The sequence below is a fragment of the Microbacterium sp. PRC9 genome (assembly GCF_031844125.1).
Classification (GTDB): Bacteria; Actinomycetota; Actinomycetes; order Actinomycetales; family Microbacteriaceae; genus Microbacterium.
The window spans coordinates 67,388-92,921 of the sequence record NZ_JAUZUR010000002.1; the positions used below are offsets into that span (position 1 = coordinate 67,388).

Genomic DNA, 25,534 nt, shown 5'->3' on the forward strand with positions numbered 1-25,534 from the left:
CCGCGACAGGTGAGCGGGGGTCAGTGGGTGGGGAGCACCTCGAAGCCCCGTTCGCCGGTGGTGGCGGCATCCGTCACCGTCGCCTGCTCGACGCGCGCACCGGGCGGGCCCTCTGCCATCCACGCCAGCACCTCGTCGATCTGACCGGGCGTGCCCTCGACCTCGGCTTCGACCGAGCCGTCGCGGCGGTTGCGCACCCATCCGGCCGCGCCGGCCTCGCGCGCGACTATGAGCATGGTGTAGCGGTAGCCGACGCCCTGCACGTCGCCGCGGACCGTCACGTGCACGCGTCTCATGCCGCCCATCCTGCCGTCGCGTGCGCCTTGCCGCGACCGGGGCACGTCGGCCAGGATGCCGACATGGGTACCGTCGACGAACTCCTGGAAGGACTCGACGCGGCCGACCGGCCGTCGGTCGAGCGGATCTACGCCATCGCGCGGGAAGAGGCGCCCGACGCGGAGCAGGGGCGCGGCTACGGGATGCCGGCGCTGGTGTACCGCGGCAAGCCTCTCCTCTCGGTGATGCGGGCGAAGAAGCACATCGGCGTGTACCCGTTCAGTCCCGACGCGGTATCGGCGGTCGCGGACACGCTCGCCAGGCACCCCGGCATCGGCCTCGACAAGGGGACGATCCGCTACCAGCCGGACCACCCGCTGCCCGACGACGTCGTGCGCGCCCTCGTGCGCGCCCGCAGGGAGCAGATCGACGGCTGACGGTGACGGCCCCGGTCAGTGCGGGAGCACGAGCGAGATGCCGAGGGCGATCATCACGACCGCGATCACCGCGTCGAGGATGCGCCAGGCGCGGGGGGTCGACAGCCAGCGTCCGAGCAGGCGCGCGCCGAACGCGAGGCCGAAGAACCAGATGACGCTCGCGGCCATGGCCCCTGCGGCGAAGAGCCAGCGGGAGTCGCCGTGCGTGTTCGCGACGGTGCCGAGGAGGAACACGGTGTCGAGGTAGACGTGCGGGTTGAGCCACGTCAGCGCCAGGCAGGTGAGCAGCACCGGGATCAGGCGTGCGTGCGTCGCGGGGGTGGCGGCGGTGCGGATGTCGCTGCGCACCGCGGAGGCCGAGGCGTCGGGTTCGAGGGCCTCGCCCGTGTGCGTGTGGGCGGGCGGCGCGGGTGTGGGCGCGCCGGAGGATGCCGACGGGCCCGAGTCCGCCGCGCCGGCACCGAGCGTCTCACCCGACGGGCGCCAGGCGCGCCGTGCCGCCAGCACGCCGTACACCACCAGGAACAGCGCACCCGCCCAGCGCACCACGTCGACGAGCCACGGCACGGCCTGCAGTACGAACCCGATGCCCGAGACGCCGAGCGCGATGAGCGCGGCGTCCGAGATCGCGCAGATCGCCGCGACCGCGAGGACGTGCTCGCGGCGCAGACCCTGGCGCAGCACGAACAGGTTCTGGGCGCCGATGGCGATGATGAGGGAGAAGCCGAGGCCGAGGCCGGCGAGGACGGGGGAGAGCACGAGTCGACGCTACGAGCCGCGGCATCCGTAGTCCAGCTCATGAATCTTCAGTACCATTAGCTGGACTTAATATGCGGATCCCGTTTGAGCTGGCTGAGACCCTGGCCGTCGTCGTCGACGAGGGCACGCTCGACGCTGCCGCACGCCGTCTTCACGTCACGCCGTCGGCGGTGAGTCAGCGCATCAAGGCACTCGAGGAGCAGCTCGGGCGGCTGGTGCTGGTGCGCTCCAAGCCCGCACGGCCGACGGCGGCCGGCATGTCGGTGATCCGGCTCGCGCGGCAGACGGCACTGCTCGAGCACGACGCGCTCGCGGAGCTCGGCGCCGGCGAAAACGAGGCCGCGCTCACCGTCGTGCCGCTCGCCGTCAACGCCGACTCGCTGGCCACGTGGTTCCTCGGGCCGCTCGCGCGGCTGGCCGAGCAGCATCCCGTCGTCTTCGATCTGCACCGCGACGACCAGGACTTCACCGCGGGACTGCTCGAATCGGGGACCGTCATGGGCGCCGTCACCTCCCGCGCCGCGCCGGTCGCCGGATGCCGCAGCTCGGCGCTCGGGGCGATGCGCTACGAAGCGGTCGCGACGCCCGCGTATGCGGCGCGGTGGCTCGGCGGGGACCGCGCGACGGCGTTGGCGCACGCGCCGCTCGTGGACTTCGACCGCCGCGACGACCTGCAGAACGAGTGGCTGTCCCAGCAGGGCGTCGACCCAGCCCAGCCGCCGCGGCACTACGTGCCCGCGTCGAGCGACTTCGCGTCGGCGGTGCGTCTCGGCCTCGGCTGGGCGATGCTGCCGCGGTTCCAGTCCCACGACGCCCTCGAGCGCGGCGAGCTCGTGCTGCTGGGCGGACCGCCGGTCGACGTCGCGCTGCACTGGCAGCAGTGGAACCTCCGCTCACCGCTGCTCGACGCCATCGCGGACGCCATCGTGGCGGAAGGGCGCCGCGTGCTCGCCATCCCCCCAGCCCGGTGAGACCACAGTCTGCGGACGAGACCCTGGGGTCGACCCGCGGTCTCGTCCGCGGACTGTCGTCTCACGGATCAGGCGCACCCTGCACGGGCCGACGCGGTCAGCCGTCGCTCACGCGGAGCACGACTTTGCCGCGCGTGTGTCCGGTCTCGATCGCGCGATGCGCGGCGGATGCCTCGGCGAGGTCGAACACCTGCTCGACGTAGACCTGGACCGAGCCGGAGTCGAGCAGGCGCCCGATGGTCGCCAGCGCGCCGCCGTCGGGGATCACCTTGTACGAGGTCGTGCGCACGCCAGCCTCGGCCGCAGCCTCGGCATAGCCCGGCCACGAGCCGGTCGGCACCAGCACGTAGAGCCCGCCGGGCCGCAGCACCTGGAGCGAGCGCGCGCCGGTCTCGGCATGGACGTTGCCGACGAGGTCGATGACGACGTCCACTTCGCCGACGACCTCTTCGAACCGCGTGGTCGTGTAGTCGATGACGACGGCGGCACCGAGTTCGCGCAGCCACGAGGCGTTGCGGCCGGAGGCTGTCACGGTGACGTGGGCGCCGAAGTAGGCGGCGAACTGCACGGCGAAGTGACCGACGCCGCCGCTTCCGGCGTGGATCAGCACGCGCTGCCCCTCGTGCGCGTGCGCGGTCTCGACCACGAGTCCCCAGGCGGTGAGCGCGGCGAGCGGCACGCCGGCGGCCTCGACGTGCGACAGCGACGCGGGCTTGCGTGCGACCGACAGCGACGGCGCGACGACGTACTCGGCGTACGAGCCGCCGGTGCGCGGGAAGGACGCCATGCCGAAGACCTCGGTGCCGGGTGCGAGCGGGTGCGCCTCGTACGGGCTCTTCACGACGATGCCGCTGAAGTCGTAGCCGAGGGTCGCGGGGTACGCCGCGATGGCGCCGGAGACGCCCCGGCCGCTGCGGGTCTTGGCGTCGATCGGGTTCACTCCGGCGGCGACGACCCGCACCAGAACCTCGCTCAGCACGGGGGAGGGGACGGGAACGGATGCTGCGTGCAGCGCGTCCGCGTCGCCCGGAGCGTCGACGACCATCGCCGTCATCTCGGCGGGCGGCGCCTCGACGGGGGCGAGCGGGGTCTCGGGTGCCGATCGCAGCGGTCGGATCCTCATCGTGCGCTCCTTCCGCGGGTGTGCCGCCTTCGGCACCAGAACTGAACCCCCGTGGTTACAGTCAACCCTGCCTTCGTCTCGCCCGTGTTACGCGGGTGCTACCGATCTCGCAAAACGTCGGGTCCGGCGGTCAGGCTCGGGCGGCGCGGAGTTCGACCGCCGCGGGAGAGAGCACCTGCTGGGTGACCATGATCGCCGCCCCCAGCACGCCGGCCGTCTCGTCGGCCTGGGACTGCACGATGCCCAGGTGCTGTGTGGCGAGCGGGATCGAGCGGCGGTAGACGACCTCGCGCACTCCCGCGAGCAGGTGCTCGCCGGCGCGGGCAACGCTGCCGCCGATGACGATGACCGACGGATTCAGCATGTTGACGACGGTCGCGAGCACTTCGCCGACCTCGCGGCCGGCCTGCCGCGTCGCGGTGATGGCGGCCCGATGCCCCGCACGGACGAGCGCGACGACGTCTGCGCTCCCGGCGGCGTCGATGCCCTGTGCGCGCAGATCGGCCGCGATCGCGGTGCCGCTCGCGATCGCCTCGAGGTCTCGCTGGTCGCCGGGCGGTCGCGGCGAGTCGTGGCTGTAGGGCACCTGCACGTGCCCCATGTCGCCGGCCGACCCCTGGGCGCCGCGCTGCAGCGCGCCGCCGGAGATGATGCCGGCGCCGATGCCCGTCGACACCTTGACGAAGATCAGGTCGGCGACGCCGGGCCAGCTCAGCGACTGCTCGCCGAGCGCGAGGACGTTGACGTCGTTGTCGACGAGGACCGGCACGTCGAAGGTGCGCTGCACGTAGTGCGGCACGTCGAAGCGGTCCCAGCCCGGCATGATCGGCGGGTTCGTCGGACGGCCGGTCGAGTGCTCGACGGGCCCCGGCACGCCGATGCCCACGCCGACGACGTGGGATGTCGCGATGCCCTGCTGTTCCAGCAGAGCCGCGCCCTCCGAGATCACGGCATCGAGCACCGCCTCCGGGCCGTCGGCGATGTCGAGGGGGTGCGTGTTCGACGTGAGGATGCTCGCGGCGAGGTCGGCGACCGCGACCGTCGCGTGGGTCGCCCCGAGGTCGACCGCGATCACGACCCCGGCCGACGGATTGAAGGCGACGCGCGCCGGCGGGCGTCCGCCGGTGGACACGGCCTCGCCCGCGGGCCGCAGGAGCCCGGCGGCCAGCAGCGTGTCGACGCGACCGGAGACCGTCGACCGGGCCAGGCCCGTCAGGGTCGCAAGCTCGGCTTTGGTGCGCGCATGGCCGTCGCGGAGGATCTGGAAGATCTCGCCCGCGCCGTTGCTTCCGACGGCTCCGCTGCCGCGCACTGCATCGACCATGGCGACAGTAAAGCACGGGCTTCTGACCGAAGTCAGCAGGACTTAAGGTCACGGCACGATCACTTTTGACGAAGTCCTAGCAAAAGTCGGATGCTGCGTGCCATGATCGCCGCATGACTACGGAAGTCATCGACACTGTCGTCGGCACGGTCCGCACCGGACTCGTCGGCGGCGGATTCATGGGGCGGGTCCATGCGGCCGCCGCGCGGCGGGCAGGTGCCCGGCTGGCGTCGGTGGCCTCCTCCAGCCGGGACCGCGCCGAGGCGGTGGCTCGAGAGCTCCGCGTCGCCCGCGTCGAGGACGACGCAGCCGGCGTGATCGCAGCATCCGATGTCGACGTGGTGCACATCTGCACCCCCAACGCCACCCACGCGGTTCTCGCCGAGGCGGCCCTCGCCGCCGGCAAGCACGTCGTGTGCGAGAAGCCGCTCGCGACCTCGGTCTCCGACGCGCGGGCGCTCGCCCGGCACGCCGCCGCGACCGGGAGCGTCGCCGCTGTCCCTTTCGTCTACCGCTATCACCCCATGGTCCGCGAGGCCCGCGCGCGCGTCGCCTCCGGCCGGATCGGAACACTGCTCTCGCTCGACGGCTCGTATCTGCAGGACTGGATGCTGCGGCAGAACGACGACGACTGGCGAGCGGATGCTGCGGCCGGAGGCCCGTCGCGCGCCTTCGCCGACATCGGCTCGCACCTGTGCGACCTGGTCGAGTTCGTGACGGGGGAGCGCATCGCGCGCGTGGCCGCCCGCACCCGCCGGGTGTTCGACGAGCGCGCCGGCCGGTCGGTCACGAACGAGGACGTGGCCGCGCTGCTGGTCGAGACGGAGTCCGGCGCGCTGGGCACGCTGCTCGTGTCGCAGATGGCTCCCGGCCGCAAGAACGCGCTCGTCCTCGAGCTGCACGGCACGCGCCGGAGCCTGCGCTTCGACCAGGAGCGGCCCGAGGAGCTGTGGGTCGGGGCACGCAAGGGCTCCCGGCTCGTGCTGCGGGATCCGGCCGCAGACCACCCCGACTCGGCGCGGCTGCAGACGGTGCCCGCAGGACATCCCATGGGGTACCAGGACGCCTTCGACGGGTTCGTCGCCGACGTCTACGCCGCCATCGGCGGTGCACAGCCGGACGGGATGCCGACGTTCGCCGACGGCCTGCGCGCGGCCGTCCTGACCGCGGCCGTGCTCGAATCCGCCCAGACCCGAACCTGGATCGAGGTGCCGGCATGACCGACACGATGCTCGCCGATACGCCGGTGCCACCGGGCGGCTCGGACGTGGTGCTCCGCGCCCGCGGCATCTCGAAGTCCTTCTTCGGCGTGCGCGTGCTCTCGGACGTCGACCTCGACGTCCGCCGCGGCGAGGTCCACGGGCTCGTCGGCGAGAACGGCGCCGGCAAGTCCACGCTCATGAAGGTCCTCGCCGGCGTCCACCACGCCGACGCCGGATCGGTCGAGTTCGAAGGGCAGCCGGTCGCGTGGGGCCACCCGCGCCAGGCGATGGACGCCGGCCTCGTGACGGTCTTCCAGGAGTTCAACCTGCTGCCCGAGCGCACCGTCGCACAGAACGTGTTCCTCGGTCGCGAACCGCGCCGCGGCGGCTTCATCGACAAGAAGGGCATGCAGCGCCGCACGCGCGAGCTGCTCGAGGGTCTCGGCGTCTCGTTCATCGACCCGGGCGCCCGCATCTCGTCGCTGACGGTCGCCGAGCAGCAGATCGTCGAGATCGTCAAAGCCCTCTCGTTCGACGCGCGCGTCATCTCGATGGACGAGCCGACCGCGGCGCTCAGCGACCACGAGGTCGAGCTCCTCTACGCGATCATCAGGCGCCTCACCGCACGCGGCGTCGCCGTCATCTACGTCTCGCACCGGCTGAAGGAGATCTTCGACCTGTGCGATCGCATCACGATCCTGAAGGACGGCGCGCTGGTGTCGACGGATGCCGCGACCGACCTCACCGACGCGGAGCTGGTCCGTCGCATGGTGGGCCGCCCGCTGCAGTCGTACTTCCCGGGCCCGGTCGAGGGCACGACGCTCGGCGGGCCCAGGCTGGAGCTCGACGACTGCGGCAACGAGTACGTGGACGGGGTCTCCCTCACCCTGCGCGCGGGGGAGATCGTGGGACTCGCGGGGCTCCAGGGGTCGGGTCGCACCGAGCTCGTCGAGGGCATCTTCGGCGTGCACGGCTTCACCCGCGGCGGCATGACCCTCGACGGACGATCGGTGCGGTTCACCAGCCCGCGGGCCGCGGTGCGGGCGGGACTGGCGCTGGTGACCGAGGACCGGAAGGCGCAGGGTCTCGCGCTCGGCCAGTCCGTGCTCGACAACTCGCTGCTCGTGGTGCGCAGCGTCTTCGCCGGACGAACCGGCGCCTCGCGCAAGCGGGTGCCCGGCATCCTGAGCTCGCTCGAGGTGTCGTCGCGCGGCGTCGATCAGGAGGCGCGGTTCCTCTCCGGTGGCAACCAGCAGAAGGTCGTGCTCGCGAAGTGGCTCGTCACCGACCCGCAGATCGTGCTGTTCGACGAGCCGACGCGGGGCATCGACGTCGGCGCGAAGGTCGCGGTCTATCAGCTCATGCGTCAGCTGGCCGCCGAGGGGAAGGCCGTGCTCATGGTGTCGAGCGAGCTTCCCGAGGTCATCGGCATGAGCGACCGCATCCTGGTCATGCGAGACGGCGAGCTCGCGGCGGAGCTTGCGGCGGGGTCCGCCGAGCACGAGGTGCTGGCGGCCGCCACCGGTTCCGCGGACGCGGAGGACGTGCCCGACGATCCGCGCACCGACGACGAGGGGAGCCGCCCGTGAAGCGCATGCGTGTCGACTCCACCGTGATCGTGCTCGGCATCCTGATCCTCGTCATCGCGATCGGCGCGATCCTCGTGGCGACGGTCGGCCGCAGCTTCTTCAGCCCCGGCAACATCCGCGACATCCTCACCGGCATGAGCGTGCTGGGTCTCGTCGCCATCGGGCAGACGCTCGTCATCCTCGGCGCGTCCCTCGACCTCTCGGTCACCTACGTCGTCAGCCTCGCGAGCCTCATCGCGGCCACCACGATGAACGGCAACCCGGCGAACATCCCCTGGGCGGTGACGCTCACGCTGCTGGTGTGCGCCCTCATCGGGCTCGCGAACGGGCTGATCGTCACCGTGCTGAAGGTCAACGGGTTCATCGCCACACTCGGTGTCGGGCTCATCCTGCAGGGCGTCCTGAACACGAACTTCCAGGGGAGCGCCGGATCGGTGCCGTGGGCGTTCCAGCTCATCGGCGCGACGGGCGTCGGGCCGGTGCCGGTGTCGACGATCATCATGATCGCGCTCGCCGCCCTGGTCTGGTTCCTGCTCGACCGCACCCGCACCGGCGCGCACCTGTTCGCGGTCGGCGGCGACCCCGAGGTGGCCCGCCTGTCGGGCGTGCGCACGCGGCCGCCGCTCATCGCGGCGCACGTGATCTGCTCCGTCTTCGCCGGGCTCGCCGGACTGCTGCTCGCCAGCAGGCTCGGCGTCGGCAGCCCGACCGTGGGCCAGCAGGGCGGGTACGCGCTGCTGTCGATCGCGGCCGTCGTGCTCGGCGGGACCCTGCTGCTCGGCGGCCGGGGGTCGGTCTGGGGCACGATCGGCGGGGTCGCGATCTTCGCGGTCGTCGACAACGTCATGAGCGTCATGCAGGTGAATCCCTTCCTCAAGGACGTCGTGCGCGGCGTCGTCATCGTCGCCGCCGTGGCCGTGTACAGCCGCCGCGCGATCGTCCGCCGCCGCACGCGGTTCGGCCCGGGAGGCACGAGGACCGGAGGCGACGCCCAGGCTGAGGCCGCCGCACCGGCGATGGTCGCGGCATCCCACGCCCTCGAGGCGGAGGCCGACGCCGCCGATGGCGGCGCCGCGACCCAGGGAGGTGCGCGATGAGGTTCCTGAAGGCGCTCGTGAGCCCGCGCGGCGCGGTGTTCCTCCTGCTCGTGATCCTGCTCGTCGCCATCATGCTGCTGAATCCGAACTTCGCCGAGCCCGGCCAGATCATGCGGTACATCCAGCGGGTCGCGCCCGTCGCGATCGTCGCGATCGGCCAGTACTTCGTCATCATCGCGGGGGAGTTCGATCTCTCGCAGGGTTCGCTCATCACCGCGCAGGTGATTGTCGCGGGCAATCTCGTCGGCCAGGACGATTCACGCACCGTGCCGGTCCTCGCGCTCATGATCGTGCTCGGGCTGTTCGTCGGGCTCGTGAACGGGCTGCTCACGACCCTCCTCAAAGTGCCGTCCTTCATCGTGACGCTCGGCATGATGCTCGCCCTCCTCGGCCTGGTGCTGTGGTGGACGGGCGGAGCGGCGACGGGAAATCCCGCCGACAGCTTCCGTCAGATCGGCCGCGGCGGCATCCGCGACCTTCCGGTCATCGACTTCCTGCCGTGGTCGGTGCTGATCCTCGCGGTGTGGCTCGCGCTCGGCATCTGGATCACCAAGCGCCCGCTGGGCAAGCTCCTGATCGCGATCGGCGACAACGCTCGCGCGACGCGCTACTCGGGGGCGCGCGACTGGTGGGTCACCACGCGCGCCTTCATGATCTCGTCGCTGTCGGCGACCGTCTCGGCCGTGCTGCTCGTCGGCTACGCGGGTGTGCACCCGTCGGTCGGACGCGGCTACGAGTTCGTCGCGATCACCGCCGTCGTGCTCGGCGGAGTCGTGCTGGGCGGCGGTCGCGGGTGGATCGTCGCCGCCGTGGCCGGCGCCTTCGTGCTCGAAGCGCTCTTCCTGCTGCTCAACATCGCCGGAGTGCCGTCGTCGCTGCGCGACGCGGTCCAGGGCGTCATCATCATCGCCGCCGTCGCCTACTCGGGACTGGTGTTCCGGTCCCGGCGGCGCAGCGGCCCACAGACCCCTCCCTCACCGGGGAAGGAACCCGACGCGCCCGACGGCGCCGAGGAATCGTCCGCAACACCGACCCTCGCAGGCGAGGGCGCAGCACACAACAACAGGAGCTAGCAATGCGACGATCAGTGAAGATCGCCACCACCGCGGTGGCGCTCGTCGGCCTCTTCGCCCTGGCAGGGTGTACGACCGACCCGAACGTGGCCCCGCCGGACTCGTCCGCCGCGCCGACCGAGGAGGGCGGCGCGAACGAGTGGTTCGACCAGGCGCTGTTCGACACCCAGATGGCCCAGCGCGAGGTCGTGCCCGAGGGGCCCGAGGACGAGCCGTACCTGCAGTACATCGACGCGGAGATGGTCGACACGTCGCAGTACGCGAGCAGCGGCCCCAAGAAGGCGTGCTTCGCGAACGCGTCGATCTCGAACCCCTGGCGCCAGACCGGGTGGATCACGATGAACGAGCAGCTCAAGGTGCTGCAGGAGGCCGGCGCGATCAGCGAGATGGAGACCCGCGACGCGCAGGACTCCGATGACACGCAGATCGCCGACATCGACTACTTCATCTCGGACGGCAACTGCGACGTCTTCATCATCTCGCCCAACAGCACGGCGGCGATGACGCCCGCCGTCGAGCGCGCCTGCGACACCGGCAAGCCGGTGATCGTGTTCGACCGCGGGGTCGAGACCGACTGCCCGGTGACCTTCATCCACCCCATCGGCGGCTTCGCGTGGGGCATCGACACCGCGCAGTTCCTCATCGACAACCTCGAGGAGGGCGACAAGGTCGTGGGCCTGCGCATCCTTCCGGGCGTCGATGTGCTCGAGCAGCGGTGGGCCGCGGCCGAGAAGATGTTCGCCGACGCGGGCATCGAGGCGGTCGACTACTTCACCGGCGCCGACCCGGCCGAGATCAAGAGCATCATCTCGGACGAACTGGCCAAGGGCGACGTGGCGGGCATCTGGATGGATGCCGGTGACGGCGCCGTGGCCGCCATCGAGGCCTTCGAGGACGCCGGCGTCGACTACCCGGTCATGACGGGCGAGGACGAGATGAGCTTCCTGCGCAAGTGGAAGGAGACGGGCCTCACCGGCCTCGCCCCGGTCTACTCGAACTTCCAGTGGCGCACCCCGCTGCTGGCGGCGCAGAAGATCTTCGCCGGCGAGGAGGTCCCGAAGGAGTGGGTGCTCCCGCAGAGCCCGATCACGGCCGAGGAGGTCGACCAGTACCTCGAGGCGAACGACGGCATGCCCGATGGGCACTACGCCAAGTTCGGCGGCGAGAACCTGCCGGGCTACCCCGAGGTCTGGCAGCAGCGCCAGATCCCGTAAGGGAGGTCCAGGGCGTTTCGTCTCGCTCCGCTCGCTCGACGACCGGTGCCCCCGGTCGTCGAGCGAGCGAGGAACGAGCGAGACGAAACGCCCCGAGCCGACGACGGACGAAAGGATCCGGATGCAGCGCACGATCGGCGTCAACACCTGGGTGTGGACCTCGCCGCTGACCGACGAGTCGCTGGCCGAACTCGCGCCGAAGATCGCGCGCATGGGCTTCGGCGCGATCGAGCTGCCCCTCGAGAACGCCGGGGACTGGGATGCTGCGCGCGCGGGCGATCTGCTCGGCTCGCTGGGTCTCGCTCCCGTCGTGATCGGCGCGATGGGCCCGGGCCGTTCGCTCGTCGATCGGGCGGGCAACGTCGCCGCGACCCAGGCGTACTTGCGCACGTGCCTGGCCGCAGCGCGCGGGGTCGGGGCATCCGTCGTCGCAGGGCCGTTCTATGCGCCCACCGGTGTGACGTGGCGGATGACCACGGGCGAGCGCACCGAGGTGGTGGCGCAGCTGCGCCGCAACCTCGAACCGCTCGTCGACGAGGCTGCGGCCGCCGGACTCGCGCTCGCCGTCGAGCCCCTCAACCGGTACGAGACGAGCGTCATCAACACCGTCGAGCAGGGCATCGACGCGCTGGCGCCGCTGTTCGGGCCGGGGCTCGGCCTCGCGCTCGACACCTACCACCTCAACATCGAGGAGAAGCGACCGGATGCTGCGATCCGCGCCGCCGCCGGCAACATCGCGCACGTGCAGGTCTGCGGCAGCGACCGCGGGCCGGTCGGCGACGATCACACCGACTGGCCGGAGACTCTCGCTGCCCTCGACGACGCCGGGTACGCGGGAATCCTGGGGCTGGAGAGCTTCACGGGCGAGAATGCCACGATCGCGGTCGCCGCGTCGGTGTGGCGGCCGCTCGCGGCGAGCCAGGACGACCTGGCCGAGCGCTCGCTGCGGTACCTCACGGCGCTGCAGGCGTCGCGCTGAGCTGTCACTGGCGAACCGCGGAGTCGGTCGTGGCCCCGGGCTGCCGATGATGCGGAAGACTCGGAGCATGCCGATTCAGCACACCGTCGTCTTCCGCCTCGCCCACCCTGCCGGTTCGCCGGCCGAGACGGCGTTCCTCGCCGATGCCCGCGCAGCGCTCACGTCGATCCCGGGTGTCGAGGATTTCCGCATCAACCGGCAGGTGAGCGCGAAGAGCGACCTCGCGCACCAGTTCTCGATGGTGTTCCAGGACGACGCCGCGTACCAGGCCTACAACGACCACCCCACTCACGTCGCGTTCGTCGCCGAGCGCTGGGTCCCCGAGGTGGCGGAGTTCCAGGAGTACGACTTCGTCGAGGCCTGATCCTCGGATTCAGGAGGCGGGGCTCTCTCCGGCCGTCAGTGCGTGGAGCAGGCGCGTCAGGTTCGTGATGTCGTCGAGCGGCCACTCCTCGAGCGCATCGACGAGGCTGTGCTCCTGAGGCGCTCGCGCCACTTCCAGGCGCTCGAGCCCGAACGGAGTCGGAGACAGCAGGCTGGACCGGCCGTCGTCCGGATCGGGCGTGCGCTGCACGAGTCCCAGCTGCTCGAGCTCGCGCACCGTGCGGCTGATCTGCCCTTTGTCGGCCATGAGCGATTCGGCGAGCCCCGAGAGGGTGATGCCCTCGCGCCGCACGATCGTGGTGAACACCTTGTAGGCGCCCGGCAGCATGCCCGGGCTCAGGCGGTTGGCGTTCTCGGTGATGATCCGCCGGAAGCGGTTGATCAGCTCCCCGAACTCCGCCTCGAGGGCGCGCACCGCTTCGGTGCGCGCCGCTCGGGTGTCGTCGGAGGTCATCAGGTTCGACATTAGCGTCGGGTGACGGATGCCTCGTCCGCGGCGTCCGCGGCGTCCGCGGCGTCCGCGGGCTCGGCGGTGCCGGCCGCAGTGCCGCGGGTTGCAGCATCCGTGTCCACCGTCGCTGTGGCGGTCAGCGTCTCCATGCCCTCGGCGACCGAGACGGTCGCGAGGTCGGCCTCACTCGCCTGGACGCGCTCGCTCGTCGTCATGCGGGTGAGCGGCTTGTTCGGCAGGAAGATGATCGCGATGAGGCTGATCACGGCCAGCGGCACGGCGATCAGGAACGAGTGGGCGATGGCCTGGGCGTAGATGTCCTCGACGATCACGCGGATCGACTCGGGCAGCGCCGAGACCTGCGGGATGGTGCCCGACGCGAGCTGCTGGCCGATGGCCGCGCCCTTCTCGCCGAGCGCCATGAGCGCGGCGCCGATGTCGTCCTTGCGGTCGGTGAACAGGTTGGTCGCCGAGGTCGCGAGGGCAGCACCCATGACCGAGACGCCGATCGTGCCGCCGAGGCTGCGGAAGAATGTGACGCCCGAGCTGGCGACGCCGATCTCGGACGGCTTGGAGGTGTTCTGGACGATGAGCACGAGGTTCTGCATCGTCATGCCGACACCCGCGCCGAGCAGGAACATGTACAGCGAGACCAGCACGAAGTTCGTGTCGTAGTGGATCGTCGACAGCAGGTACGAGCCGGCGATCAGCAGGACGCCGCCCACGATCAGGTACGGCTTCCAGTGCCCGGTGCGGGTCACGAGACCGCCGATGACGATCGAGGCGATCAGGAGTCCGCCGATCATCGGGATCGTCATGAGGCCCGCCTCGGTCGGGGTCGCGCCGCGCGCCAGCTGCATGTACTGGCTGAGGAACACCGAGGTGCCGAACATCGCGATGCCGATGGAGATCGACGCGATGACGGCGAGGGTGAAGGTGCGGTTGCGGAACATCGTGAGCGGGATGAGCGGCTCCTTGGAGCGCAGCTCGACGATCACGAAGAGCACGGCCGCGACGAGCGCGCCGCCGACCATGAGGATGGTCTCGGTGCTCCACCAGTCGTAGTCCTTGCCCGCGTTGGTGATCCAGATGAGCAGCAGCGAGACGGCCGTCGACAGCAGCACGATGCCGAAGTAGTCGATGCGCGCCTTCTTCTTGGGGCGCGGCGGCAGGTGGAGCGTCCGCTGCATGATGATGAGCGCGGCGACCGCGAACGGCAGCGCGATGAAGAAGTTCCAGCGCCAGTCGATCGTGTCGGTGATGAAGCCGCCGAGGAGCGGGCCGCCGACGGTCGCGACCGCCATGACCGCGCCGAACAGGCCCATGTACCGGCCGCGCTCGCGCGGGCTGATGATGTCGGCCATGATGACCTGGCTGAGCGCCGCGAGGCCCCCGGCGCCGATGCCCTGCACCGCGCGGAAGGCGATGAGCGTGCCGGGGTCCTGCGAGAAGCCGGCGGCCGCCGTGGCGAGCACGAAGATCACGATGGCGATCTGGATGAGCAGCTTGCGGTTGAACAGGTCGGCGAGCTTGCCCCAGATCGGGGTCGAGATCGCGGTGGTCAGCAGGGTCGCAGTGACGACCCACGTGAACGCCGCCTGGTCGCCGCCGAGGTCGTGGACGATGACGGGGAGCGACGTCGACACGACGGTCGACGCGAGCATCGACACGAACATGCCGAGCAGCAGGCCGGTGAGCGCCTGCAGGATCTTGCGGTGCCGGCGCTTCTCGTCGGCGATCGCGACCGACCCGGTCGCGGGGGTGGACGTAGCCATGAGAGTCCTTAGGAACGAGGAGTGGTGGTGTCGCGGCGACGTCGGCGCGCAAGAAGGTTGACGCAAGTCAACAGTTGATTCGCGTCAACTATACGCCGATGGTTGACGTACGTCAACCATCAGGTGAGTTGAGGGCGCAAGCGCGGGATGTTCACATCGGGTGCTCTCACCGAGATCACCCGTCGTGTGCGTTCACAACGCGTGCGCTCGGTGAGAGCACGTGATGTGAACGAGCGATGTGGGGCGGATGCTGCGGCCCGCGGCATCCATTCCTCCACAGGTCGTTGCGGGGACGAGCCGCGCACAGGCTGCGGGATCGGTCGAGCGTCCGGGTGCCGTCGCGGGCAGGCTGGGTCGCGTGCCGCGCCACCTGAGTCTCGACGAGGCGATGGCCGCGGTCCGCAGTCGCGAGCAGCTGCGGGCGAGCGGCATGACCGCGCGGGCGATCGGTGACGCGGTGGTGCGCGGGGAGCTGCGGCGGCTGCAGCGCAACCGATATGTCGGGGTGAAGCTCTGGAACGATCTCTGGCCGGAGTCGCGTCACCTCATCGAGGTGTGCGCCGCGGTCGCCGAGATGCGCGACGGCGATGGCGTCGCCTCCCATGAGTCGGCCGGGGTGGTGGCGGAGTTGCCCCTGTATCGGCACACGCCGTCGGCGGTCCACCTCCTCAAGCCCGAAGCGCGGCGCGGGTCCAGCCGCGTCGGGCTGCAGCACCATGCCGATCTGCTTCCCGCCGGCGACATCACGGTGGTCAACGGCATCCGGTGCACGACGCTGGATCGCACGGTGTTCGACTTGGTGCGCACCCTCAGCATGGAGGCCGCCGTCGCTGTGGCGGATGCCGCGTTGCGCCGCGAGGCGATGCGCGGATCCGCGTACGACGAACGCGCCGCGGAAGCCTGGCGTGAGCGAATGCTGCAGCGGTGCGAAGCCGCACGCGGTGGCCGAGGAGTTCGCCAGGCTGAGGCAGCGATCCGCTTCGCCGACGGTCGGTCGGAGTCGCCCGGCGAGGCGGTCAGCCGGCTGCAGCTGAGTCGTCTCGGATTCCGGGAGCTGCGGCTCCAGGTGCCGGTCAGCGGACCGGACGGGCGGACCTATCGCGTCGACATCGGCATCGAAGACGTGCGGAGCTTCTACGAGTTCGATGGCATGGGCAAATACGACGAACTCGCGCTCGCGTCGGGGAAGACGGTCAAGCAGGTGGTTCTCGATGAGAAGCGCCGCGAGGACTGGATCCGCGGCGCGACCCAGCGTCGGTTCGCGCGTGCGGAAGCCCCGCACATCCTGACGGCCGAGGCGCTCGGGCGCCGCCTCGCTGCCTTCGGGATCACCCCGCCGCGCCGGTGACCCTGCCGTTCACATCGGGTGCTCTCACCGAGATCACCCGTCGTGTGCGTTCATAACGCGTGCGCTCGGTGAGAGCACGTGATGTGAACGAGGGATGTGGGGCGGATGCTGCGGCCGCGGCATCCTTCTCAGGAAGGGCGGGCGGCGCGCTCGGCGGAGCGGATGACCGACTCGACGCCGAGCATGAAGAGCTCACGGTCTTTCAGGTCCAGCAGCTGCGCGGACATCTGCGCGATGTGGGGGTGCTTGATCGGGTCGACGAGCAGCGGGCCCTCGAACCACGGGCTGGAATCCGCGGAGGCGGTGGTGGTGCGCTCGGCCCGCGCGCGGGCGACGCCGGCGGCGATCGAGAGCACGTGGGTCGCCATGAGCGCGTAGTGCTGCACCAGGGCGTCGCCGGTGAGGCCCGCGCGGGAGAATGCGTCGAGCATGAACTCGATGGCGTCGAGCTCTCCGGGGCCGTGGGTGGTGAGGACGATCGCCTCCTGCCCCACGGCGGGGTAGCGGGCGAACTCGGTTAGCGTCGCCGACGCGAGCTGGCGAAGGCGCTCCTGCCACTCGTCGGGGTCGGCGGTGACGGCGGCGAGGCTCCGCAGGGTGAGCTCGTCCAGCAGTGCGCTCATCAGCTCTTCCTTGCCGCGGAAATGCCGGTAGACGGCGGTCGGGTCGGTGCCGAGCTTCGCGCCGAGGTCGCGGATCGAGAGGGAGGCGGAGCCCGTTGTCTCGGCGAGCTCGAGGCCCGCCGCGATGATGGTCGCGCGATCGAGGCGCTTCGCGCCCGGCTTCTCGGGCGTCGCCCCGGTGCGTGCCGCCATGATCCCCGCTTTCTGCGTCGCGTCCATCGTGCCACGCGGTCGTGTCTCGGCGTCGTGACGTCCCGAGCATAGTCGGCCTGTCATCGGATGTGTCAACACTGTTGACACGCCCGATGACAGCGGTCTATCGTCAAGCGATCCGTTCGACGACGAAGGAGAGGTCCCGTGGCCGCTGCCGTTCCTGCAGATGCAGACACCCCGTACGCAGACACCGTGTTCATCCGAGGCGCGCTGTTCAGCTCCGACCTCGTGCGGGCGGGAAGCGCCGACGCTCTGAGCGGCGTGGCCGTCGCCGTGCGCGACGGACGCATCGCGGCGGTGTGCGCCGAGGACGAGGCATCCGTCTTCATCGGTCCTGACACGGAGGTCGTCGACCTCGCGGGCGCGCTGCTCGCGCCGGGATTCCAGGACGCGCACGTGCACCCGATGTCGGGCGGCGTCGAGCTGCTGCAGTGCAACCTCACCGGCTCGGAGGACGCCGCCGACACGCTGGCGACGATCGCGCGCTACGCCGCCGAGAACCCCGACGCCGAGTGGATCGTGGGCGGCGGGTGGTCGATGGACCACTTCGCGGGCGGAGCCCCGCTGCGCGGCGCGCTCGACGCGATCGTGCCCGACCGGCCGGTGCTGCTCGCCAGCCGCGACCACCACTCCGCGTGGGCCAACACCGCGGCGATGCGCGCGGCCGGCGTCGACGCGGCGACGGCCGACCCGGCCGACGGCCGCATCGAGCGCGAGGCCGACGGGTTCCCCGCCGGCACCTTCCACGAGGGCGCGGCCGACCTGTTCGCCGAGGCGCGCCCGAAGGTCTCGGAAGACCTCGCCTACGCGGGCCTGCTGCGCGCGCAGGACGACCTCATCGCGCAGGGCATCACGGGCTGGCAGGACGCCCTCGTCGGGAACTTCCCCGGGATCCCCGGGGCGCTCGCCTCGTACCGTCGCGCGCTCGCCGAGGGGACGCTCAAGGCCCATGTCGTCGGCGCCCAGTGGTGGGAGCGCGGTGAGGGGATCGAACAGCTCGAGGGGATGATCCGCACGCGCGACGAGATCGCCGCGCTCGGGCGCGAGGACCGCTTCTCGCTGGGGTCGATCAAGTTCATGGTCGACGGCGTCGCCGAGAACCACACGGCCGCCATGCTCAAGCCGTACCGCGACGGGCACGGTCACTCGACCGACAACCGCGGCCTGTCGTTCATCCCGGCCGAGCGGCTGCGCGAGTACGCCATCGCCGCCGACGCCGCGGGTTTCCAGCTGCATTTCCACGCCCTCGGCGACCGGGCCGTGCGCGAGGCGCTCGACGCGGTCGAGGCGGCGGCGGAGGTCAACGGCGCGACCGACGGGCGCCACCACCTCGCCCACATCCAGGTGGTCGACGCGGTCGACGTGCCGCGCTTCGCCGCGGCCGGCGCCGTGGCGAACATGCAGCCGCTGTGGGCGTGCCACGAGGATCAGATGGACGAGCTCACGCTGCCGTTCCTCGCCGAGTCCGCCGCGTCGCGGCAGTACCCGTTCGGCGATCTGCAGCGCGCCGGGGCGCGCCTGGCCGGCGGCAGCGACTGGCCGGTCTCGAGCGCGGATCCGCTGGCCGGCGTGCACATCGCCGTCAACCGGGTCGCCCCGCTGTCCGACGACGAGCCGCTCGGCGGCGCCCACCAGCGCCTCGACCTCGCCACCGCGCTCGCCGCCTACACGTCGGGCACGGCGTACGTGAACCACCGCGACCACGACACCGGCTACGTCCGCGCGGGCTACCTCGCGAACCTCGTGATCGTCGAGCCGAACCCGTTCACCGTGCCCGTCGAAGACCTGTACCTCTGCCGCGTGGCCTCGACGTGGATCGACGGCGAGCGCGTCTACGCGCGGGCCGACGCCGACGCCGACGCCGACGCCGACGCCGACGCCGACGCCGAGGCCGACGCCGCAGCATCCATCCTGTCCTGAGTCCCTCCACCACCCGACACCGCCGTCACACCCGAGGAGCACCATGATCCGCACCCGACGCACCCGTCGCCTGCTCGCGTTCGCGGGCATCGGCGTGGCCGGGGCGCTCGTCCTGTCCGCGTGCAGCGCCGACACATCGAGCCCCGACGCCAGCGCCGCCCCCGAGTGGGAGTACACCGCCCAGACGGCCGCGCCGTCGGGCGACATCGACTCGTACTCGTGGGTGAGCTACTCCGAGCCGTACTCGCTCGACTACGCCTACGCGTTCGACTACGCCGACAACCAGGTGCTCGCGAACGTGTGCGAGTCGCTGCTGCGGCTGAACCCCGACTTCACGCTCTCGCCAGGCCTGGCGGAGGCGTTCGAGCACCCGACGCCCGAGACGTGGGTCTACACGATCCGCGACGGCGTCACCTTCCACGACGGCACGCCGCTGACCGCGGCCGACGCCGTCGCCTCCCTGAGCCGGCACCTCGATCCGGAGGTGGGTTCGTCGTGGTACTCGGTGTACCAAAACGTCGCGTCGATCGAGCAGACCGGCGACCGTGAGGTGACGGTGACCATGAACGGCCCCGACTCGCAGTTCAACCTCGCGATGGGCGGGTCGGCGGGCGTCGTCGAGTCCGCCGCGACACTGACCGAGAAGGGGGCCGACTACGGCAACTCGACGGGGCTCGTCAACTGCACCGGCCCGTTCGCGCTCACCGAGTGGAAGTCGGGCGAGTCGGTCACGCTGACCCGCTACGACGACTACTGGGACGACACGCTGCGGGCTCGCGCCGGCGAGGTCGACATCCTCTTCATGACCGACCCCAACGCGCGCGTCAACGCGCTGAAGTCAGGCGAGGTCGACGGCGGCTGGATGATCCCGGCCGACGCGATCGGGCAGCTGCAGGACTCCGGCAAGGGCGACATGTACTTCGGCCTCAACACCGCGGTCGGCAGCCTCAGCGTGAACAACCTGGAGGGTCCGCTCGGCGACGAGCGCGTGCGCCGGGCGCTGCTGATGGCGATGGACCGGCAGGGGATCCTGGATGCTGCGGCCCAGGGCTACGGCGAGGTCACGAACGCGCTCACCACCGAGTCGGTGTGGGTCGGCGCGAGCGGGGCGGGTCTGAAGGAGGCGTTCGAGGGGCTCGAGGAGTACCCGTACGACGTCGAAGCGGCGAAGAAGCTCATTGACGAGGCGGGGGTCGCGGGCGAGGAGATCGTGATCGCCGCCGCGCCGATCAGCAACGACTTCACCGTCATCTCGCAGGGGGCGGCCGCCGCCGCGCAGTCGATCGGCCTCACGGCGACCATCGAGACGGTGAGTCCGAGCGCGTACACGGCGCTGTTCTCCGACCCGAGCGCGCGCGAGGGCATCGACCTGTTCTACACGTCGTGGTACCTGTCGAGCCCGGATCCGCTCGAGATGTACAGCGTGCTGCGCACGGGTGAGTTCAGCAACTACGGAAACTGGAGCGACCCCGATTTCGACGCCCTCGTGAACGAGGCCGTCACGATCGACGACCCCGCGGCGCGCAGCGAGGTCACCGCCCAGGCGCAGCGCATCGCGAACGAGCAGCTGCCGTGGCTGCCGCTGTTCCAGGGCCCGATGACGCTGTTCCTCGGCGACCGGGTGACCGGTGTCGCCCCGTCGGTGGCGTTCATGTACTACCCGTGGGCGGCGACCATTGGCTCCCGTTGACGTGAGCGCGGGCCCGGCGGTCGCCGCCGCGCCCGGCCAGGATCGGCGGCGGGGCGGGGGCGGCGCAGGAGCGATGCTCGCCGTCCGCCGGATCGCCGGCAAGCTGGGCGGCCTGCTGCTCACGCTGTTCCTGGCATCCGTGCTCGTGTTCTTCTCGCGCTTCCTGGTGCCCGGCGATCCTGTGGCGTTCCTGCTGCGCGGCCGCAAGCCCAGCCCCGAGGCGGTGGCCCAGGTCACCGCGCAGTACGGTCTGGACCGGCCGCCGTGGCAGCACTACCTCAACTGGGTGGCAGGGCTCCCGCACGGTGACCTGGGGCGGTCGCTGCAGTACCGGCAGGACGTCACGGTGGTGCTCGGCGAGCGGCTGCCCGTCACCCTCGGACTGGTCGTCATGGCGGGCACGATGATCGCGGTCGTCGGCCTCATCGCCGGCGCGATCGCCGCCCTCCACCGGGGCCGCCTCGCGGACCGCTCGATCCTCATCGGACTCACCGTGCTCGGCGCGATCCCGTCGTTCGTCGGATCCATCGTGCTCATCGCGGTGTTCGCGGTGCAGCTCGGATGGTTCCCGTCGTTCGGGTCGGGCGAGGGCTTCTGGGACACGGTCTACCACCTCGTGCTTCCGTCGATCGCCCTCGCGATCGTGTTCGTCGTGCTGGTGGGCAAGGTGACGCGTTCGTCGATGATCGACCAGCTCGATCGCGAGCACGTGGAGGTCGCGATCAGCCGCGGCATCAAGCGCGGCACGGTGATCCGCCGTCACGTGTTCCGCAACGCCGTCGGGCCGATCCTGACGGTGAGCGGGATGCTGGTGGCCGGCCTCCTCGTCGCGAGCTCCATCGTCGAGGCGGCCTTCGGCCTCGCCGGCATGGGCTCGCTGCTCGTGCAGTCGGTCGACCGCCTCGACTTCCCGGTCGTGCAGGCGATCGTCCTCCTCGTCGTGACCGCGTTCGTGCTCGTCAACGCCGTGATCGACGTCCTCGAACCCTGGATCGATCCGCGATCCGCCGCCGGAGCCGGTGCCCGATGATGACCACGACGCCCACCCTCGCCGTCAAAGTGCTGCGCGCACCGCGGCTGCCCCGCACCAGCCTGACGTTCGCGATCGCACTCGCAGTCCTCGCCGCGATGACGCTGGCCGCGATCTTCGCGCCGTTCCTCGCGCCGTACAACCCGGACGCCGTCGACTTCGCCGCGGTGAACGCGCCGCCGAGTGCCGCGCACTGGCTGGGCACCGACGGTCTCGGCCGTGACACACTGAGCCGCCTCCTCTACGGTGCGCGCACGGCCCTGCTCGGTCCGCTCCTCGTGGTGATCGCGTCGACGGTGCTCGGCATCCTCCTCGGTCTCATCGCCGGCTGGCGCGGCGGCTGGATCGACTCCGTGCTCGGTCGCCTGTTCGACGTGCTGTTCGCCTTCCCGTCCCTGCTCATCGCGATCATGGCGGTCGCGCTCTTCGGCAAGGGGCTGGTCGCTCCCGTCATCGCGATGAGCATCGCGTACGCGCCGTTCGTCGCGCGCCTCACCCGCTCGCTCATCGCCGCCGAGCGCACGCGGCCCTACGTCGCGGCGTATCGCGTGCAGGGCTTCGGCGGTGCATGGATCGCGCTGCGGCGCGTGCTGCCGAACGTCACCCCGATCGTCGGGGCGCAGTCGACGCTCAACTTCGGGTACGTGCTCGCGGAGCTCGCGGCCCTGTCGTTCCTCGGCCTGGGCGTGCAGCCGCCCACCGCAGACTGGGGCGCGATGATCAACGAGGCGCAGGCCGGGCTCATCGGCGGGCACTTCCTGCCCGCGATCGTGCCGGCCGTGGCCGTCGTCGTGGTCGTCGTGGCCGTCAACATCATCGGGGAAGAGCTCTCCGACCGCATCGGTGGGGAGATCCCGGCATGAACGCAACCGAGACCTTCGCCGAACCTGCCGTCGCGCCGAATCCGGCCTTGCTCGGCATCCGCGACCTCACGCTCGACCTGCCCGACGGCACGCGGCTTCTGCACGGCATCTCGCTGTCGGTGGCCGCGGGCGAGACCGTCGGCCTCGTCGGCGAGTCCGGGTCGGGAAAGTCGCTGACCGCCCGCACCGTGCTGGGGCTTGTTCCCGACCGCTCCACGACCACCGGCGAGGTCGTGCTCGACGGCGCCGGAGTGCTCACCGCCGCCGCGCCCGAACTCCGGCAACTGCGTCGCCACGGCGCGGCGATGATCTTCCAGGATCCGCGGGCGGGCATCAACCCGGTGAGGACGATCGGCGATCACCTCACCGAGGCGCTCCGCCTCGCAGAGGGATGGTCGACGGATGCTGCGCGCGCACGCGCCGTCGAGCTGCTCGAGGCGGTGCGCCTCCCGCGCCCCGAAGACCACCTGCGCCAGTTCCCGCACGAGTTCTCGGGCGGGATGCTGCAGCGCGTCATGATCGCGGGAGCCCTGACGACGTCGCCGAAGCTCCTCGTGTGCGATGAGCCCACGACGGCCCTCGATGTGACCACCCAGGCGGAGATCATCGGCGTGCTCACCGAGCAGCGCGCGAGCCGTGGCATGGGCATGCTCTTCATCACGCACGACCTCAACCTCGCGGCGTCGCTGTGCGACCGCGTGTACGTGATGAGCGGCGGGCAGGTCGTCGAGCAGGGCCGCGCGCACGAGGTGCTGCGCGACCCGCGCGCCGAGTACACGCGGCGCCTCGTCGCCGCGACCCCGACCCTCGTCGGCGCCGCGCCGGGCTCGACCGCGGACCACAGCATCGGAGGCTCTGCGGAACACGCCGGGGCGCAGCATCCGTCCGCCGGCGTGTCGTCGATGACGTCCGATTCTGTGCACGACGACAGGGAAACGGATGCTGCGGCCACGGCCGCTCCCGCACGACCGATGCTCGAGGCGGCCGGGGTGTCGAAGACGTACGTCCGCCGGGGGAAGGAGCCGGTGCGCGCGGTGATCGGCGCGTCGGTCGCGGTGCCTCGCGGCGGCGCGCTGGGCGTGGTGGGAGAGTCGGGGTCGGGCAAGTCGACGCTCGCCCGCATGATCGTGGGGCTCGAGGCCGCCGACCAGGGCGACATCCGCATCGACGGTCGCGAGCGCACCGCGGTTCCCCGCAACCGGCGCGAGCGGCTCGCGCACGCACGCAGCGTGCAGATGGTGTTCCAGGATCCGTACCTGTCGCTCGACCCGCGCATCACGGCGGGCCGCGCGATCGAAGACGCCCTGCGCCTGCACACCCGAGTGAGCGCGACCGAGGCACGGGCGCAGGTGCTCGAGCTGCTCGCCCAGGTCGGACTGGGGGAGAAGCACGCCGCCGCGCGGCCGCGGACCCTCTCGGGCGGTCAGCGGCAGCGCGTCGCGATCGCCCGCGCCCTCGCGATCGAGCCGGACGTGCTCGTGATGGACGAGGCGACGAGCGCGCTCGACGTCTCGGTGCAGGCGCAGGTGCTCGACCTCGTCGACCGCATCCGACGGGAGCGCGGACTCACCGTGCTCTTCATCAGCCACGACCTCGCCGTCGTCAGGCGCGTGTGCGACGAGACCGTCGTGATGCGCCGCGGCGAGATCGTCGAGCGCGGTCGCACCGCGGAGCTCCTGGCAGCCCCGCAGCATGAGTACACGCGGCTGCTGATCGACTCGGTGCCGAAGCCCGGCTGGGACGCCGAAGCGGCGGGTGCCGAGGTCGAGGCCGCGGGTATCGATGGCGGCGTATCGGACGCGGGTGCGGACGACGGCGATGCAGAGGCCGCAGCAGTGGAGACGGCGAAGGTCGAGGCGGCCGGGCAGGCGCGGTGAGCCGGGTCCGGCGCAGGACGCCGGCGCGCGGGAGGATGGAGGGGTGTTCAGCGTCGAACTGATTCCGGATGACGAGATCGACCGCGTGGTGCGGGAGGACTGGGACCGGCTCCTCGGCGCGGATCTGCCGAGCTCAGGACGCAACCCGGCGCCCAGCAACCGCCCCCACGTCACGCTCGCGGTGCGGGAGCATCTCGAGCCGCCGGCCTTCGCCGGCCTCGCCGAGATGCTCCCCGTTCCCCTCGAGCTCGGAGGAGTGCTGCTCCTCGGCCACCGGGATCGGTACGTGCTCACACGCCAGGTCGTCGTGACCTCCGCCCTGCTGGAGATCCACCGCGTCGTGGCCGAGCTCGCCGGCAGACCCGAGCCCCGCTACTCGACCACGCGCATCGACCACTGGACGCCGCACATCACCCTCGCGCGCGGGCTGACCGCGGTACGACTGGCGACGGCGATGCGCACGATCAGCGCCCCGCACATCAGCGGGGAGGCCGTCGGTGCGCGGGTGTGGGATGCCGAGAACCGGCGCGTCATCACGATCCGGTGAGTGCGGCGCCGGCTGCCCGAGCGGTCAGTCCGCGAGGGCGAGCGCGCGGAACGGCTCGCGCGGCGCGGCGGGCGGCTGCGGAGTCCGTGCCGGCTGCCGTGCGCGCATGGTGCGCAGGTAGAGCTCGTCGATGAGGGAGGTCGCGAGGCGCACGAGCTTCGCGATCTCGGCGTCGTCGCGATCGACCCACGCGCACCGGGGCTCGTCGTCGACGGGTACGAAGCCGTCGTGCTGCTCCCACGCGACCAGCGTGCGCTCCGCGCCCAGCACGTGCTGCTGCCACCACACCTGGCGGAGGTAGCCCCGCGGGATGCTGCGCCACGCCTTGTTCGTCGTCTTGATCTCGGCCAGCGTGATGCGACCCGCGCTGTCGACACCGATGCCGTCGGGGGTCGCGAGGTGGCGCTTCTCGACGACCGCGTGGAAGAGCGCGGACGACGGCTGGATGCCGTGGGTCGCCGCGACCCACGCCGCGATCTCGGGCTCGCGGGCGCGTCCGTGCGCGGTGTAGGCGTTCCCCGAGAAGCCCGAGCCGAGGAGCTTCGCATCGGCCGCGCGGGCGATCGCCCTGTCGGAGGTGAGGGTGGCGACGTCCGTCGCGGTGATGCCCCGGGACCGCGCGCGCACCCAGGCCACCCGGTCGCGCGAGTCCGCGACGATGCGGGCGGCGACCTCCGGTGCCTGCGCCGCGAGCCCGGACGGGTGCGCGACGGAGGGAACGGGGTTCACCCTTCGAGGCTACGCCGCGAACCCGACATCCGCCGCCTGC

The 25,534-nt window shown here is 71.2% G+C and carries 24 protein-coding genes; 16 read left to right on the top strand and 8 right to left on the bottom strand.

The annotated features are described in order from the left end of the window. Positions 1-20 precede the first annotated feature (20 nt). On the bottom strand, positions 21-296 hold the full coding sequence (locus Q9R33_RS03840; RefSeq protein ID WP_310245104.1) for an acylphosphatase: 276 nt from the start codon (positions 294-296) through the stop codon (positions 21-23). A gap of 63 nt (positions 297-359) precedes the next feature. On the opposite strand from Q9R33_RS03840, the gene Q9R33_RS03845 reads away from it, so the two are divergent. Further along, entirely contained in the window at positions 360-713 is a 354-nt protein-coding gene (locus tag Q9R33_RS03845; RefSeq protein ID WP_311292924.1) for a DUF1801 domain-containing protein, read from the top strand. A 15-nt stretch (positions 714-728) separates the two neighbouring features. Here Q9R33_RS03845 and lysE read toward each other — a convergent pair whose 3' ends face one another. Beyond that, positions 729-1,472 carry an L-lysine exporter gene (lysE, locus tag Q9R33_RS03850; protein ID WP_311292925.1) on the bottom strand — a complete coding sequence of 248 codons (744 nt, stop codon included), beginning with the start codon at positions 1,470-1,472 and terminating at the stop codon, positions 729-731. A gap of 71 nt (positions 1,473-1,543) precedes the next feature. Here lysE and Q9R33_RS03855 point away from each other — a divergent pair, with 71 nt between their 5' ends. Beyond that, positions 1,544-2,443 (top strand): LysR family transcriptional regulator ArgP, encoded by a 900-nt coding sequence (locus Q9R33_RS03855; RefSeq protein WP_311292926.1) that lies wholly within the window; start codon positions 1,544-1,546, stop codon positions 2,441-2,443. A gap of 97 nt (positions 2,444-2,540) precedes the next feature. Here Q9R33_RS03855 and Q9R33_RS03860 read toward each other — a convergent pair whose 3' ends face one another. Beyond that, positions 2,541-3,566 carry an NADP-dependent oxidoreductase gene (locus tag Q9R33_RS03860; protein WP_310245108.1) on the bottom strand — a complete coding sequence of 342 codons (1,026 nt, stop codon included), beginning with the start codon at positions 3,564-3,566 and terminating at the stop codon, positions 2,541-2,543. A 130-nt stretch (positions 3,567-3,696) separates the two neighbouring features. Continuing rightward, positions 3,697-4,890, bottom strand: a complete 1,194-nt coding sequence (locus Q9R33_RS03865) for an ROK family protein (RefSeq protein WP_311292927.1) — start codon at positions 4,888-4,890, stop codon at positions 3,697-3,699. A gap of 113 nt (positions 4,891-5,003) precedes the next feature. Between Q9R33_RS03865 and Q9R33_RS03870 the strand changes: the two genes are divergently transcribed. From Q9R33_RS03870 to Q9R33_RS03900, 7 genes are all read left to right on the top strand, one after another. Next, entirely contained in the window at positions 5,004-6,110 is a 1,107-nt protein-coding gene (locus Q9R33_RS03870) for a Gfo/Idh/MocA family oxidoreductase (RefSeq protein ID WP_311292928.1), read from the top strand. Continuing rightward, positions 6,107-7,681 carry a sugar ABC transporter ATP-binding protein gene (locus Q9R33_RS03875; RefSeq protein WP_235560212.1) on the top strand — a complete coding sequence of 525 codons (1,575 nt, stop codon included), beginning with the start codon at positions 6,107-6,109 and terminating at the stop codon, positions 7,679-7,681. The genes Q9R33_RS03870 and Q9R33_RS03875 overlap by 4 nt, the downstream gene beginning before the upstream one ends. Positions 7,682-7,686: 5 nt before the next feature. Next, complete coding sequence (locus tag Q9R33_RS03880) at positions 7,687-8,778, top strand: ABC transporter permease (RefSeq protein ID WP_311293253.1); 1,092 nt, start codon at positions 7,687-7,689, stop codon at positions 8,776-8,778. Beyond that, positions 8,775-9,851, top strand: coding sequence for an ABC transporter permease (locus Q9R33_RS03885; protein ID WP_311292929.1), 1,077 nt, complete (start codon positions 8,775-8,777; stop codon positions 9,849-9,851). The genes Q9R33_RS03880 and Q9R33_RS03885 overlap by 4 nt, the downstream gene beginning before the upstream one ends. A 2-nt stretch (positions 9,852-9,853) precedes the next feature. Beyond that, complete coding sequence (locus Q9R33_RS03890) at positions 9,854-11,065, top strand: substrate-binding domain-containing protein (protein WP_056369089.1); 1,212 nt, start codon at positions 9,854-9,856, stop codon at positions 11,063-11,065. 121 nt (positions 11,066-11,186) lie between these two features. Further along, the gene (locus Q9R33_RS03895; RefSeq protein WP_311292930.1) at positions 11,187-12,044 is read left to right on the top strand and encodes a sugar phosphate isomerase/epimerase; all 858 of its coding nucleotides are present in this window, start codon (positions 11,187-11,189) and stop codon (positions 12,042-12,044) included. A 67-nt stretch (positions 12,045-12,111) separates the two neighbouring features. Then, positions 12,112-12,408: a Dabb family protein gene (locus Q9R33_RS03900; RefSeq protein ID WP_311292931.1), complete on the top strand. Its 297-nt coding sequence runs from the start codon at positions 12,112-12,114 to the stop codon at positions 12,406-12,408. 9 nt (positions 12,409-12,417) lie between these two features. On the opposite strand, the gene Q9R33_RS03905 is transcribed toward Q9R33_RS03900, so the two are convergent. Continuing rightward, positions 12,418-12,882 (bottom strand): MarR family winged helix-turn-helix transcriptional regulator, encoded by a 465-nt coding sequence (locus Q9R33_RS03905; RefSeq protein ID WP_056369903.1) that lies wholly within the window; start codon positions 12,880-12,882, stop codon positions 12,418-12,420. Positions 12,883-12,893: 11 nt separating this feature from the next. After that, complete coding sequence (locus Q9R33_RS03910; protein ID WP_311292932.1) at positions 12,894-14,654, bottom strand: MDR family MFS transporter; 1,761 nt, start codon at positions 14,652-14,654, stop codon at positions 12,894-12,896. Positions 14,655-15,012: 358 nt separating this feature from the next. Between Q9R33_RS03910 and Q9R33_RS03915 the strand changes: the two genes are divergently transcribed. After that, on the top strand, positions 15,013-16,002 hold the full coding sequence (locus tag Q9R33_RS03915) for a hypothetical protein (protein WP_311292933.1): 990 nt from the start codon (positions 15,013-15,015) through the stop codon (positions 16,000-16,002). Positions 16,003-16,130: 128 nt separating this feature from the next. Here the strand turns inward: Q9R33_RS03915 and Q9R33_RS03920 are convergent, their stop codons facing one another. Then, positions 16,131-16,817, bottom strand: coding sequence for a helix-turn-helix domain-containing protein (locus tag Q9R33_RS03920; protein ID WP_310245118.1), 687 nt, complete (start codon positions 16,815-16,817; stop codon positions 16,131-16,133). 165 nt (positions 16,818-16,982) lie between these two features. On the opposite strand from Q9R33_RS03920, the gene Q9R33_RS03925 reads away from it, so the two are divergent. The 6 genes from Q9R33_RS03925 (at position 16,983) to Q9R33_RS03950 (ending at position 24,765) form a co-directional block, all read left to right on the top strand. Next, positions 16,983-18,758, top strand: a complete 1,776-nt coding sequence (locus Q9R33_RS03925) for an amidohydrolase (protein ID WP_311292934.1) — start codon at positions 16,983-16,985, stop codon at positions 18,756-18,758. Positions 18,759-18,801: 43 nt separating this feature from the next. After that, positions 18,802-20,448, top strand: coding sequence for an ABC transporter substrate-binding protein (locus Q9R33_RS03930; protein ID WP_311292935.1), 1,647 nt, complete (start codon positions 18,802-18,804; stop codon positions 20,446-20,448). A gap of 73 nt (positions 20,449-20,521) precedes the next feature. Then, positions 20,522-21,478 (top strand): ABC transporter permease, encoded by a 957-nt coding sequence (locus Q9R33_RS03935; RefSeq protein ID WP_311293254.1) that lies wholly within the window; start codon positions 20,522-20,524, stop codon positions 21,476-21,478. Next, a complete protein-coding gene (locus Q9R33_RS03940) occupies positions 21,478-22,341 on the top strand; it encodes an ABC transporter permease (protein WP_311292936.1) in 864 nt (287 codons plus the stop codon). The genes Q9R33_RS03935 and Q9R33_RS03940 overlap by 1 nt, the downstream gene beginning before the upstream one ends. Beyond that, the gene (locus tag Q9R33_RS03945; RefSeq protein WP_311292937.1) at positions 22,338-24,218 is read left to right on the top strand and encodes an ABC transporter ATP-binding protein; all 1,881 of its coding nucleotides are present in this window, start codon (positions 22,338-22,340) and stop codon (positions 24,216-24,218) included. Before Q9R33_RS03940 ends, Q9R33_RS03945 begins: the two co-directional genes overlap by 4 nt. Positions 24,219-24,261: 43 nt before the next feature. Next, a complete protein-coding gene (locus Q9R33_RS03950) occupies positions 24,262-24,765 on the top strand; it encodes a 2'-5' RNA ligase family protein (RefSeq protein ID WP_311292938.1) in 504 nt (167 codons plus the stop codon). A gap of 24 nt (positions 24,766-24,789) precedes the next feature. On the opposite strand, the gene Q9R33_RS03955 is transcribed toward Q9R33_RS03950, so the two are convergent. After that, entirely contained in the window at positions 24,790-25,494 is a 705-nt protein-coding gene (locus Q9R33_RS03955; protein WP_311292939.1) for a YqaJ viral recombinase family protein, read from the bottom strand. Positions 25,495-25,534 lie beyond the last annotated feature (40 nt).